Source organism: Sediminibacillus massiliensis (assembly GCF_900156915.1).
Lineage (GTDB): Bacteria > Bacillota > Bacilli > Bacillales > Amphibacillaceae > Sediminibacillus_A > Sediminibacillus_A massiliensis.
Map to the genome: position 1 here is coordinate 2768079 of NZ_LT732535.1, position 13406 is coordinate 2781484.

At 42.8% G+C, this 13406-nt stretch carries 10 protein-coding genes, 1 tRNA gene and 2 other annotated features (1 of these 13 only partly in view); of the genes, 10 read left to right on the top strand and 1 reads right to left on the bottom strand.

Going from position 1 to position 13406, the window contains the following annotated elements:
• Positions 1–26: 26 nt before the first annotated feature.
• Positions 27–1496, top strand: a complete 1470-nt coding sequence (gene guaB, locus CZ434_RS14325) for an IMP dehydrogenase (RefSeq protein ID WP_077623786.1) — start codon at positions 27–29, stop codon at positions 1494–1496.
• A gap of 305 nt (positions 1497–1801) precedes the next feature.
• Here the strand turns inward: guaB and CZ434_RS14335 are convergent, their stop codons facing one another.
• Positions 1802–2992, bottom strand: coding sequence for an IS110 family RNA-guided transposase (locus CZ434_RS14335; protein ID WP_077623788.1), 1191 nt, complete (start codon positions 2990–2992; stop codon positions 1802–1804).
• 504 nt (positions 2993–3496) lie between these two features.
• On the opposite strand from CZ434_RS14335, the gene CZ434_RS14340 reads away from it, so the two are divergent.
• The 9 genes from CZ434_RS14340 to CZ434_RS14380 all read left to right on the top strand — a co-directional run bounded on the left by CZ434_RS14340 (position 3497) and on the right by CZ434_RS14380 (position 13030).
• Positions 3497–4516: a TAXI family TRAP transporter solute-binding subunit gene (locus CZ434_RS14340; RefSeq protein ID WP_077623789.1), complete on the top strand. Its 1020-nt coding sequence runs from the start codon at positions 3497–3499 to the stop codon at positions 4514–4516.
• 204 nt (positions 4517–4720) lie between these two features.
• A complete protein-coding gene (locus CZ434_RS14345; protein WP_077623790.1) occupies positions 4721–5248 on the top strand; it encodes a DUF1850 domain-containing protein in 528 nt (175 codons plus the stop codon).
• The gene (locus tag CZ434_RS14350) at positions 5238–7334 is read left to right on the top strand and encodes a TRAP transporter permease (RefSeq protein ID WP_245830995.1); all 2097 of its coding nucleotides are present in this window, start codon (positions 5238–5240) and stop codon (positions 7332–7334) included. Before CZ434_RS14345 ends, CZ434_RS14350 begins: the two co-directional genes overlap by 11 nt.
• Positions 7335–7430: 96 nt before the next feature.
• Positions 7431–8111, top strand: coding sequence for a uracil-DNA glycosylase (locus CZ434_RS14355; protein ID WP_077623791.1), 681 nt, complete (start codon positions 7431–7433; stop codon positions 8109–8111).
• 150 nt (positions 8112–8261) lie between these two features.
• Complete coding sequence (locus CZ434_RS14360; protein WP_245830996.1) at positions 8262–9596, top strand: serine hydrolase; 1335 nt, start codon at positions 8262–8264, stop codon at positions 9594–9596.
• A gap of 124 nt (positions 9597–9720) precedes the next feature.
• A complete protein-coding gene (pdxS, locus tag CZ434_RS14365; RefSeq protein ID WP_077623792.1) occupies positions 9721–10605 on the top strand; it encodes a pyridoxal 5'-phosphate synthase lyase subunit PdxS in 885 nt (294 codons plus the stop codon).
• Between the two features lie 69 nt (positions 10606–10674).
• Positions 10675–11265, top strand: a complete 591-nt coding sequence (gene pdxT, locus CZ434_RS14370; RefSeq protein ID WP_077623793.1) for a pyridoxal 5'-phosphate synthase glutaminase subunit PdxT — start codon at positions 10675–10677, stop codon at positions 11263–11265.
• A 31-nt stretch (positions 11266–11296) separates the two neighbouring features.
• Positions 11297–11501, top strand: a binding site (T-box leader).
• Positions 11502–11580: 79 nt separating this feature from the next.
• Complete coding sequence (serS, locus tag CZ434_RS14375) at positions 11581–12855, top strand: serine--tRNA ligase (RefSeq protein ID WP_077623794.1); 1275 nt, start codon at positions 11581–11583, stop codon at positions 12853–12855.
• An 82-nt stretch (positions 12856–12937) separates the two neighbouring features.
• Positions 12938–13030 (top strand) — tRNA-Ser (locus CZ434_RS14380).
• Positions 13031–13227: 197 nt separating this feature from the next.
• Positions 13228–13406 (top strand) — a binding site (T-box leader); it runs 45 nt beyond the window's last position.

Genomic DNA, 13406 nt, shown 5'->3' on the forward strand with positions numbered 1-13406 from the left:
TTATAAAAGCTTAAGGAGGAAATGAAATGAGGGAGGACAAGTTTGCTAAAGAGGGTTTGACATTCGATGATGTACTTCTCATGCCGGCCAAGTCGGAAATACTGCCGAGAGAAGTTTCAGTGGCAACGGAGTTATCATCTAAAATCAAGTTGCATATGCCGTTGATCAGTGCCGGTATGGACACCGTAACAGAGGCAGATATGGCTATTTCCATTGCTCGCCAGGGTGGATTGGGAGTCATTCATAAGAACATGTCTATCGAAGAACAGGCGGAGCATGTCGACAGAGTTAAACGATCAGAAAGCGGAGTAATCACCAATCCATTTTTCCTTCTTCCGGAGAACCAGGTATTCGATGCAGAACACTTGATGGGTAAATTCCGGATTTCCGGCGTACCGATTGTCAACAATGAAAAGGATCAAGTTTTGGTCGGAATTCTCACCAACAGAGACTTGCGGTTCATCCAGGATTATTCCATCAAGATCTCGGAAGTGATGACAACGGACAACCTTGTCACGGCACCGGTCGGAACTACCTTGCAGGAAGCGGAAAAGATATTGCAGCAGTACAAAATCGAAAAACTTCCACTCGTCGATGAACAAGGTGTCTTAAAAGGATTGATCACAATCAAGGATATTGAGAAAGTGATTGAATTCCCGAACTCTGCCAAGGACAGTCAGGGCAGGCTGCTTGCAGGTGCTGCGGTCGGAGTGACGGGCGATGCAATGACGAGAATCGACAAACTTGTCGAAGCAGGTGTCGATGTCCTTGTTATTGATACGGCACACGGGCATTCCCAAGGCGTTATCGAACAGGTAAGGGTTGTAAGAGAGAAATATCCGGACATCGACATAATCGCCGGCAATGTGGCGACTCCGGAAGCGACACGGGACTTAATCGAAGCGGGAGCCAACATCATCAAGGTAGGTATTGGTCCTGGATCGATTTGTACGACAAGAGTGGTTGCCGGGGTTGGCGTCCCTCAAATTACAGCAGTCAATGACTGTGCAGAAGAAGCACATAAACACGGCGTACCCGTTATTGCGGACGGTGGGATAAAGTATTCCGGGGATATTGCTAAAGCTCTTGCAGCCGGAGCACACGCTGTAATGCTTGGAAGCTTGTTTGCCGGTGTAAGTGAAAGCCCTGGTGAAACAGAAATATTCCAAGGTAGAAGATATAAAGTCTACCGCGGCATGGGATCAGTCGCGGCGATGAAATCCGGTTCCAAGGACCGTTACTTCCAGGAATCAGAAGAAACGAAGAAACTAGTTCCAGAAGGTATCGAAGGAAGGGTCGCTTACAAAGGCCCGCTGGCAGATACGGTTCATCAACTGCTTGGAGGCCTTCGCTCCGGCATGGGATATTGCGGAGCAAGAGATCTGGACGTATTCCGCAATGAGGCCAAATTCATCCGGATGACAGGCGCCGGACTTAGAGAGAGCCACCCACATGATGTCCAAATTACAAAAGAATCACCGAATTATTCCGTTTAATAGGGAACAAGAAAAAACTGAGCCGTAAAGGGGCTCAGTTTTTTTATGACTTTTCGCAAATATTGTCGCTTTTCCTATAAGCGGAGGAAAAATACGAGACTCCAGTGGGAAAGGAACAGTCTGAAGACCCCGCAGCCGGCGCTTTTTGCCAGCGAGGAGGCTGAAGCGTTCCCCACGGAAAGACCAGCTATGGAAAGTCAAGGTTATATTGAAAATGTTTTGAAGTTATTTTCACTTAAAAAAAGGCATATCAAACTACACCTCCAGAAGAGGCGTTTTTTAAGAATTTATTCTCTTATCTTGGATTATTTCACATGTGGTTCATAAGGCTTGTTATCTCGCAATATGGCAAAAACAATACGTGTAAGTTTTCTTGCTACGGCACCCACGGCTACATAATGGCCCTTTCCCTTAGCTCTTAACTTTTTGTAGTATTGGGATAACGCTGGATTACACTGACTTGCAGAAAATGCAGCACACCATAAGGCTCGTCTCAGATAAGGGGATCCCCTTTTCGACATGTGTACTTCCGAAGCGTTGAAATTTCCAGATTGCTTCACTGCTGGATCCAAGCCTGCAAATGCCACTAATTGCTCGGGACGTTCAAAACGATCTATGGAGCCTACTTCCCCCATGATTACAGCTGCCGTGACATCACCAATCCCTTTTATGGTGGTTAAATAAGTCTCTTGTTGCTCGATGAGTGTTTTGAGATTTTCCTCAATCTTTTTAACTTGATGATCTAGTAAAGACAGTTGTTCAAGTAACAGATGAATTTGGGTTCTGAAAGCATCCGTGGCGATGGAAATGCCAAAGCTCTCCTCTGCAGAATCTTTGATCTTTGTTGCCTTTTCAAGTGCTCGTTTTTTTCCGTAAGATTGTTTACTAGCTTCATTTAAAAATGCAGCTAAGTCATTGGTATCAATGGATTGTATATCTTCAGGCATTGGATAATACTCGAGTAATTTGGCTGAAGACTGACCAAATACTTCTGAGAATAAGTCTTCATATTCTGGAAAGACCTGGTCAAGGAGAGAGACGATCTTGTGTTTGATATCCGAACTTTGATCTACGATGGAATAACGCAGCCGTTCTAGATGCCTGATACGCAGGAGATCTTCTTCAATAAAAGGAGTTGCTTCTGGGGCGTCAATACGAATAACTTGAGCAATAAGAAAAGCATCACGCGTATCGGTTTTGGTCTTGCGAATATAAAAATTGCGCAAAGCATCCGACTGTAATGGGTTAAATGCCGTTATTTTAAAGCTGAGTTGATGTAAAAAGGTAAAAACGGAGAGCCAATAATGTCCCGTTGCTTCTAAGCCGCAAGCACAATTATCCGGGGTAAGTTGATGCTTGTTTATAAAAGCTAACAATTTATCACTTCCGGCTTTAGAATTAGAAAATCGAAGGGTTTTCCCAATGGGATTCCCCCTATCATCTATCACTCCGGCTTCATGCATGTTTTTGCCTATATCAATACCCAAGTAATACATGTAAACACCACCCGTATGATAATTAAATCAGATAGGGGAGATCCTCCACATCTTTATAGATATCCATGCTCGTTCGATATCCGACAACATCTGTGTCATCCAGCTGATACGGATCATTCTACAAAGAAGGAGGTGTCTGACTTTCCGACGAAGACAAAGCTTCAAGCGAGTTTTACGACAACCTCCATCTGATTACCCCCATTATACAAATATAATGGAGGCCCTTAAATTAAGGTTACCTATATCATACGAGCGAGTATTTTCCGCAGCATCGGCTTACCAGTCAATCTGAAAAGAATGGGAGGAAGTCACTCTGGAGTTATGTTGTAGTTTAGGTTTATCCAGAAACAAAAATCTTCATAAAACAGCCTTTATCAAAATCTTTTTTCCTTGTAAAAGACAGGACAAACAGCTATATTATATGTAAGGATAGTTTACATGAATATTTGAATCTATAAAAACTTATTTGCTATAATAAGTTATATTCTGAAAAGGGGGTAAATTATGAAGAAAAGAAATTGGTTACTCACTTTGGTTATGGTATTTACTCTTTCCCTATTACTTGCAGCTTGCGGCGGTGGAGAAGCCGACCCGGAATCAAGCGATGGAGGAAGTGAAGGGTCTGACAGTGGTGAAAGTGCTGACAGCGGTGACACACAATTCATCAGTGTTCTGACAGGCGGTACAGAAGGTACATATTATCCACTTGGCGGTACGTTTGCACAAATTATCAATAGTAACGTAGATAATGTCGAGGCAAATGCACAATCTACTGGTGCGTCGGTGGAAAACATGAAAACAATGAGAGACGGCGAAGCAGAACTGGCTTTCACTCAGACAGACATCGCTTCTTATGCAACTGAGGGTTCTGTAATGTTTGAAGGTGATCAGATTGATAATATTCAAGCGATTGGTACGCTTTATCCAGAGACAATCCAAATTGTTACTACGGCAGACTCTGGAATTGAAACAGTAGCAGATCTAGAAGGAAAAGTAGTATCTGTAGGTGCTCCTGGTTCGGGAACAAATGCCAGTGCAACAGATATCCTGGAAGTCTACGGACTAACCATGGATGATATCGAAGCACGCGACTTAGACTTTGGAGATTCCACATCGGGCATCCAGGATGGAACAATCGATGCTGCTTTCATTACATCTGGAACACCAACAGGGGCTGTAGAAAGTCTTGCTGCAACTACTGATGTAAATATCGTGCGCTTTGATGAAGATAAGATTCAGGAATTAATCGATGCTAAACCATATTATGCAGAAGACGAAATTCCAAGCGGCACTTATGGTCTTGAAGAGGCTGTCAAAACAGTTGCAGTACAAGCAATGCTTGTTACATCTTCTGACTTGAGTGAAGATTTGGTTTATGAGATTACACAGTCTATCTTCGAAAATACCGATCAGATTAGTCATCCTAAAGGAGAATTCATCTCTGCAGACACTGCATTGGAAGGTGTAGGAATCGACCTCCACCCGGGAGCTCAACGGTATTTTGACGAAAAAGGAATTGAATAGCAAAATGTAAAGCCCGGATGAGGATGTTTCGGTGGGGTTGTCCCCTGGTTTGCTACTGCGAAATACTAGTTTAAGATAGTTCTAGTATTCCATTATAGTAACGTAGGGGCTGGCCTCAATGGAACAGCCTCATCTTTTCATGTGAGAAAAGTTTACGTGAAATTAATCTGTTCTTTCCTTTAACTTCATTGAGGACGGTTTTGAATGGCTAGATATAAAAAAGTCTTATCGTTTAGTGTTGTTTTTATTTTATTTTCTTCTTTCGTTTTTCTTTTCCTTTTTTATCCTTATCGATATGTTTTGTCCTTTCAAGATCCTTTCACGGATAAAGTTGCAGCCTTCTTGCCGATTAAAAATGGAGACCATTTTTATATACAATTCACACATTCTGTACACCTTTCTGAAGTATTCGAAGAATATGAGATAATCGGGGATACCATTTATCCCGTTCAATTGGTATATGAAGATACGGCAATCGGTATGCCTTCCAATGCACAGGAAGGCGAAACATTCGAAGTGAAAGATGGAAAGTATTACATTTCCAATCTGCAGGGTTCTTATCCTGAAATCAACCTGGCTGTAGGCCAAGTCAGGGCTAATCATACTATTCTGTATAATAACAAGGAATACTTGTTAAAAGACTATGTGGGAGCAGGTACATCTATTTCCATTGTACCCGTTTACCAGAATAACTGGAATTTGTTTAAAGGGGTGAACATGCTTGAGCGATAACAATAGAACGTTCACAGATGATGAACAGAAAGCCTTACTGGAAAAATACGATCAGGAATCCGCTGTAAGGCAATTGACTGGATTTATGGCGAAGTTTGTATTTTTTGGATTGCTGGCTTTTTCGCTTTATCAACTTTTTGCCACTACAATCTATCCTCTGCCTGCTCAAATGCACCGTTCCATTCACATTGGATTCGGTCTTGTATTAATCTTTCTTCTATTCCCTGCCAGAAAAAAATCAAGGCTTAATGGAAAAATTGCCTGGTATGATTACATTCTAGCTGCATTGGGATTTGGGGTCGGGGCATACTGGCCATTGATGTATGAAGAAATAGTAATGAGAGCCGGGGAAATCAATCAGATGGATTTGCTGGTAGGGACAATTGCTGTCTTGTTGGTGCTGGAGGCTACCAGACGTTCAGTCGGCCTTCCGATCACCATTATTGCAGCTGTTTTCCTCGCATATGCTTATTGGGGAAGACAAATGCCAGGTTTCCTGATCCACAGAGGGGTCAATTTTGATAACCTGGTACAATCAATGTTTTTTACGACCGAGGGGATATTAGGGACACCTATTTCCGTTTCGGCTACCTTTATTTTCTTATTCCTCTTGTTTGGCTCTTTCCTGGTAAAAACCGGTGTCGGTCAGTATTTTAATGATTTGGCTGTCGCATTTGCCGGAAAAAGAACGGGAGGGCCTGCGAAAGTCGCCATTTTTTCCAGTGCCCTGCAAGGGACTATCAGCGGTAGTTCTGTGGCAAATGTTGTCACGTCCGGATCTTTTACGATCCCAATGATGAAAAGACTGGGGTACAGGAGAGAATTTGCAGGCGGGGTAGAAGCTGCTGCATCCACCGGCGGGCAATTAATGCCACCGATAATGGGGGCTGCTGCCTTCTTGATGATCGAGTTTATCGGTATAGATTACTGGACAATTGCCAAGGCGGCTGCCATACCTGCATTGTTATATTTCACCGGGGTATGGATTATGACCCACTTCGAGGCAAAGCGTACCGGATTAAGCGGTTTATCCGACGAAGAAATACCCGATAAAAAAGAAGTACTCAAAAAAATATACTTATTACTGCCGATCCTGGCAATCGTATTCTTCCTTAGTACTGGTATCAGTGTAATGCGCGCGGCCATCTATGGAATTTTGACGACCATTTTGGTGGGCTTGCTGAGGGAAGAACGTTTCAGGAAGATTTATCCGGCGGTTTTCGGTATAGCCTTTGTCGGTTATCTCATTTTTGGTTGGATAACTGGCGGTGTCTCGATTACACAGGGGTTGATAATTGCCGCGCTCGCTACGGTGATCGTCAGTTACTTCTTTGATGAAAACTTTAAAGATTCTGTCGATGCCCTTGTCGATGGAGCAAGAACGGCATTGGCTGTCGTAGCAGCAACTGCAGCTGCAGGTATTATTGTCGGCGTAGTGACAAAAACCGGTCTTGGATTAAAACTGGCGAACAGCCTTGTCTCATTGGCGAATGAACAATTGCTGCTTACCTTGTTCTTCACCATGATTGCTGCGATTATCCTCGGGATGGGTTCGCCGACAACTGCAAACTATGTTATTACATCGACCATTGCTGCCCCGGCGATTATCCTGTTGGATGTTGCAGATTTGCCGGCCCATTTATTTGTCTTTTATTTTGGCATTGTAGCAGATATCACTCCTCCAGTTGCTTTGGCTGCTTTTGCGGCAGCTGGTGTCGCATCCGCCGAGCCAATCAGGACTGGTCTGAACGCGGCCAAAATAGCAATCGCAGCTTTTATTATCCCATACATGTTTGTATTACAGCCGCAGTTGCTGATGATTGATACGACTTTTTGGGAGTTGATATGGGTCTTGTTTACAGCAATAGCCGGTATGATAGCAATAGGAGCTGGATTAATAGGTTACTGGTATCGGAAAGTTTACTGGCCGGAACGAATACTTGCTGTAGCCGGAGGCCTTACCTTGATTTATCCTGGTGTTTGGACCGATGTAATCGGACTAACAGTATTCGGTATTTTACTCGCCATGCAATTTCTCCTTAAGAGAAATCAATTGGGTGTACCGGAAACACGGGCAAGAGCCTGAAAATGACAGCTCCTTCTGTGGAAGGGGCTGTTTTTTTACTTTTACATAACCACAAAAAGTGGTAATAGCAAAGAAACAAGAGATAGAGGTGAGCGAATGGTAAAGCAAATACTTAATAATGACTGGCAGGATATCTTGCAAAGCGAATTTCAGGAGGAATACTATCTTAACTTAAGAGAATTCTTAAAGCAGGAGTATAATAATCAGACTGTCTTCCCTGCAATGGAAAATATTTATGAGGCGTTAAATTTAACTCCATATTCGGAAACGAAGGTAGTTATCCTTGGACAAGATCCTTACCATGGGCCTGACCAGGCACATGGGCTCAGTTTTTCCGTTCAGCCTGGTGTTAACCCGCCGCCTTCTTTGAAAAATATATTCAAGGAGCTGCAGGACGATCTTGGCTGCCCGATTCCAGAGCATGGTTATTTAAAGAAATGGGCAGACCAAGGGGTGTTGCTCTTAAATACTGCTTTGACGGTAAGGAAAGGAAAAGCGGCCTCCCACCGCGGGCAAGGTTGGGAAAATTTCACCAATCGCGTAATAAGAGAATTGAATAAACGGGATACACCGGTTGTCTTCCTCCTTTGGGGCCGTCATGCCCAGGAGAAACAGGAATTGTTGGACACAGAGAAACACCGGATTATTACTTCACCCCATCCCAGCCCATTTTCGGCAAGAAAGGGATTCTTTGGGAGCAAGCCGTTTTCAAGGGCAAACGGCTACCTGGAGGAACTTGGCCAAGACCCCATTGATTGGTGCCTTCCGGTAAAATAAGCTGATAAGACTATCAAACATTTTGAATAGGTATAAACGATTATCCCATGCATTTCGTTTGCAAACTGCTCTGAAAAGAGTATTCTCCTTTTATCCTCCATATGATAGAATAGTTGAGATGCATACTATTTTTGGTGGAGGTAGAGAAAGTTGAGACATAATTTAAAAGCATCTTTTTATATAATGGTGGCGTTGTTGATTGCGTGTACGTCACTCTTTTTCATTCCGGAAAAAGCCAGTGCTGAATCATTGGATTTGCGGGCTGAATCTGCAATTCTAGTAGATGCAGATACAGGAAAAATATTATACGCAAAGCAGCCAGATATTAAATTGCCTCCAGCTAGTATGACCAAAATGATGACGGAATATCTCGTATTGGAAGCCATCGAAGAAGGTCAAATCAGCTGGGATACGACGACAGAAATTAGTGACTATCCATATGAACTATCGGCCAATCCGGCATTTTCAGGAGTAGGCCTTATCCAGGATAAAGAATACACAGTTAGAGAACTATATGAAGCGATGGCCATCATCTCAGATAATGGCACGACGATTGCGCTTGCAGAACTGGTTGCAGGTACTGAAAGTGATTTTGTAAAGATGATGAACGAAAAAGCAGAAGAATTGGGTTTGACTGACTATGAATTTGTCAATGCAACCGGGCTTTCCAACTCCCATCTTGGTGACCGCCATCCTGAAGGAACCGCCCCTGACGCCGATAATTTGTTGTCAGCTAAGTCTACTGCGATGCTTGCCTATCACTTAGTGAATGATTATCCAGAGGCATTGACTGTTTCCAGTACATTAACAACTGAATTCGATGGGAAGCAGTTGGAAAATTTGAACTGGATGCTGCCATGGGATAACAATAACTTTGAACAATTCAGTTATGATGGTGTTGATGGACTGAAAACAGGTTATACGGAACTTGCAGGATACTGCTTCACAGGGACAGCGGAAAGAGATGGAAGAAGGCTCATCTCCGTTGTAATGAAGACAGAGAGCAAGGAAGTTCGTTTTGAAGAAACTGCAAAACTGTTTGATTATGGTTTTGAGCAATTTGAGAATAAAGAACTTTACCCTGCTGGCTATCAAGCTGATGATCAAGAAACAGTCCCGGTTGCCAAAGGAAAAGAAGAGGAAGTGGAAGTTGCCTCAAGCTCTGCATTTTCTACATCGGTCAAAGCCGGCGATGAAGAGAACTATGATGTTAAATACAATATCGATGAAGATAAGGTAAATGAAGATGGCGAATTGGTTGCTCCAATAGAAGACGGAGAAAAAGTCGGCACAATGGAAGTGACCTATAACGGGGAAGAGGATTTCGGCTATATTAACAATGGTTCGAAAACGAAAACGGTCGATCTTGTTACGACAAGTGCGGTGGAAAAATCCAATTGGTTTGTCTTGTCTATGAGTGCAGTGGGAAGTTTCTTCGGTAGTGTTTTTTCTACGGTGACTGATACTGTAAAAGGCTGGTTCTAATAATTCCTGATTAATTTGCGCAATATAGTTGGGAAATTAAGTGAATTGCGTTACAATATATTTTAATTGTTAGAATTTAAAAACTATAAAAGATTGCTTTAAGATAAATGGGAGGAATACAAACATGTCTAACTTGGGTACAGATCGTGTAAAACGTGGAATGGCTGAAATGCAGAAGGGCGGCGTCATCATGGACGTTGTCAATGCTGAACAAGCAAAGATTGCAGAAGAAGCCGGTGCGGTTGCAGTCATGGCTTTGGAACGCGTGCCATCTGACATTCGTGCTGCAGGCGGTGTGGCAAGAATGGCCGACCCTACTATCGTAGAAGAGGTAATGAATGCCGTTTCTATTCCGGTAATGGCAAAAGCCCGTATCGGACATATCGTCGAAGCCCGCGTATTGGAAGCAATGGGCGTCGATTATATCGATGAAAGTGAAGTATTGACACCTGCCGATGAAGTATATCATCTCAACAAGCGTGATTATACGGTACCATTTGTATGCGGCTGCCGCGATTTAGGAGAGGCTTCCCGTCGTATCGGGGAAGGTGCTTCCATGCTGCGGACAAAAGGTGAACCTGGAACAGGCAATATCGTTGAAGCCGTCCGTCATATGCGTGAAGTTCAATCACAAATCCGTAAATTAGTCGCTATGTCACATGATGAAGTAATGACTTTCGCTAAAAATATCGGTGCTCCATATGAAGTATTGCTTGATATCAAAGAAAACGGACGCCTTCCTGTTGTTAACTTTGCAGCAGGTGGTGTGGCAACTCCTGCAGATGCGGCGCTCATGATGCAATTGGGTGCAGATGGCGTATTTGTCGGATCAGGTATCTTTAAATCAGACAACCCTGAAAAGTATGCCCGTGCTATCGTGGAGGCAACTACTCATTATGATGACTACGAGTTAATCGGCAGAGTTTCCAAAGATATTGGTACTGCAATGAAAGGGATTGAAATCAGTACACTGGCACCAGAAAACCGTATGCAAGAGCGCGGCTGGTAAGTATTTACCTTTAATTGCTTCTAAGTAAACCGGACTTTTTGTACTTCCTCTTAAAGGAGAAATGTGTAAATGGTTAAAATAGGGGTTTTAGGTCTTCAAGGAGCTGTAAGAGAACATATCCGTTCTGTGGAAGCTTCTGGAGCAGAAGGTCTGATCATCAAGAAAAAAGAACAATTGGAAGAGATCGATGGATTGATTTTACCCGGCGGGGAAAGCACGACAATGCGCCGGTTGATTGATAAATATGATTTCTTTGATGCATTAGTAGAGTTCGGAAATAAAGGAAAGCCTATTTTTGGTACATGCGCAGGCTTGATTTTGCTTGCAAGTGAAATAGTCGGCCAAAAGGATGCCCATTTAAAATTGATGGATATCAAAGTAGAACGGAATGCGTTTGGCCGCCAAAAAGAAAGCTTTGAGACCGATCTTACAGTTAAAGGTGTGGCGGTAGACTTTAATGCTGTGTTCATTCGTGCTCCATATATCCTGGAAACAGGAGAAAATGTCGAAGTGCTTGCCTCGTACAATGAAGCAGTTGTTGCTGCGAGACAAGGCCAATATCTTTGCAGTGCTTTCCATCCGGAATTGACGGATGACCACCGTTTGACAGGGTATTTCGTGGAAATGGTGGAAGAATCACTGAAAGAACTTGCATCTTAAGGGAATTTTCGCTATTCTATATAGCAATAAGCCGAATGTAATGACAGGAAATAGTAGCAGTGATAACTTTCTCAAGAGAGTCGATGGCTGGTGTGAATCGATGTAAGTGCCTGCGAATCCATCCTTGAACTGGTATGTGAATCCATACCCGGTCCGACGCCGTTATCGTAAGTGAGCCGGAAGAGTGAACTCTTCAATCAGGGTGGTATCGCGGGAATTATACTCTCGTCCCTTTCTATATTAGGGACGAGAGTATTTTTTATGAAAGAAATTGCTTGTTCGAGGCGAAAGCTTATAAAAAAGGAGGAAATAAAAATGCTCGATATGAAGTATCTGAGAAATAACTTTAATGAAGTAAAAGAGAAATTGAAGTTCCGTGGGGAAGATTTATCAGAATTGGACAAATTCGGTGACCTCGACGAAAGAAGAAGGGAACTGATCGCTGAAACAGAAGAGCTTAAAGCGAAGAGGAATGAAGTCTCCAAACAGATTGCGCAAATGAAAAAAGAAAAGAAAGACGCAGATCCATACATTGCCGAAATGAGAGAAGTAGGCGAGAAAATTAAGTCTTTTGATACGGAATTAAAAGAAGTGGAAGAAGAACTTGAAGGGCTTTTGTTATCCATCCCGAATATTCCTCACGAAAGTGTGCCGATCGGGGAAGATGAAGACGATAATGTTGAAGACCGCAAATGGGGAGACGTTCCATCTTTCGAATTTGAAGCAAAGCCTCATTGGGATTTGGCGACAGATTTGGATATCTTGGATTTTGAACGTGCCGGTAAAGTAACCGGAAGCCGTTTTGTGTTCTACAAAGGACTTGGGGCACGTTTAGAGCGGGCTTTGATCAACTTTATGATGGATTTACATGCCGATGAACATGGCTACACAGAAATGCTTCCACCGTATATGGTGAACCGTACTAGCATGACAGGTACGGGTCAGTTGCCTAAGTTTGAAGAAGATGCATTCAAAACAGAAGATTGGGATTATTTTTTGGTACCGACAGCAGAGGTTCCGGTGACAAACTATTACAGGGATGACATACTGACAATGAATGACCTGCCGCAAAAGTTCGTGGCTTTCAGTGCTTCTTTCCGTTCTGAAGCAGGATCTGCGGGCAGGGATACAAGAGGCTTGATCCGCCAGCACCAATTCAATAAAGTGGAACTTGTCCAGTTTGTAAAACCGGAAGAATCTTACCAGGTTTTAGAAGAATTGACTGGTAATGCTGAAAAGGTCTTGCAGCTTCTTAAACTTCCATACAGAGTTATGAGTATGTGCACAGGCGATCTTGGCTTCACAGCTGCTAAAAAGTATGATATTGAAGTTTGGCTGCCAAGTTACGATGATTATAAAGAAATTTCTTCTTGCTCTAATTTTGAAGACTTCCAAGCACGCAGAGCAGGCATCCGCTTCCGTCGTGAGGATCAAGGCAAGCCGGAATTTGTGCATACCCTCAATGGTTCTGGACTTGCACTGGGAAGGACAGTCGCAGCCATTCTGGAAAATTATCAACAGGAAGATGGTACGGTAAAAGTACCGGAAGTATTAAGACCATATATGGGCAGCAAAGAAGTCATCAAATAGAAAAAAGGCGAACTTTAGAAAAAAATATCGAAATGTGTTGACAAGTGTTTGATTCGGATGATATAGTAATACTTGTCGACACGGAGGATTACCCAAGTCTGGCTGAAGGGAGCGGTCTTGAAAACCGCCAGGGGCTTCACCGCCCGCGGGGGTTCGAATCCCTCATCCTCCTCCATACATACACACGCAAACAAATTGGAGATTATATAAAAGGCTGTCACTCAGGTGGCAGCTTTTTTTGTTATTCCTGACCGCCATTCCTATAATGATATAAAAAAAACAATTAATAATTTATTGGAAAAGTCTAAATAATGAAAAAATGTATTGACATAAATTAAATTACCCTGCATAATACTTAAAAATAACAAAATATTTTAAGCAATGAACAGGCCAGTACGTAACATCTCGGCGTAAGAGATAGGAATTCATCGGCTGAAAGATTCCTTCGTTTTGAATGTTGTGGAAACCTACCTGTGAGCTGTCAGGCTAAATCTGACCGTTTTCCGGACGTTATCGGATCAAGTGGATAACTGTTTCACATGAAACGTTGT

Bases quoted from the DNA above. Each gene is read 5' to 3' on its own strand.
- guaB (WP_077623786.1), top strand. From the start codon at position 27: ATGAGGGAGGACAAGTTTGCTAAAGAGGGTTTGACATTCGATGATGTA.
- CZ434_RS14335 (WP_077623788.1), bottom strand. From the start codon at position 2,992: ATGTATTACTTGGGTATTGATATAGGCAAAAACATGCATGAAGCCGGA.
- CZ434_RS14340 (WP_077623789.1), top strand. From the start codon at position 3,497: ATGAAGAAAAGAAATTGGTTACTCACTTTGGTTATGGTATTTACTCTT.
- CZ434_RS14345 (WP_077623790.1), top strand. From the start codon at position 4,721: ATGGCTAGATATAAAAAAGTCTTATCGTTTAGTGTTGTTTTTATTTTA.
- CZ434_RS14355 (WP_077623791.1), top strand. From the start codon at position 7,431: ATGGTAAAGCAAATACTTAATAATGACTGGCAGGATATCTTGCAAAGC.
- pdxS (WP_077623792.1), top strand. From the start codon at position 9,721: ATGTCTAACTTGGGTACAGATCGTGTAAAACGTGGAATGGCTGAAATG.
- pdxT (WP_077623793.1), top strand. From the start codon at position 10,675: ATGGTTAAAATAGGGGTTTTAGGTCTTCAAGGAGCTGTAAGAGAACAT.
- serS (WP_077623794.1), top strand. From the start codon at position 11,581: ATGCTCGATATGAAGTATCTGAGAAATAACTTTAATGAAGTAAAAGAG.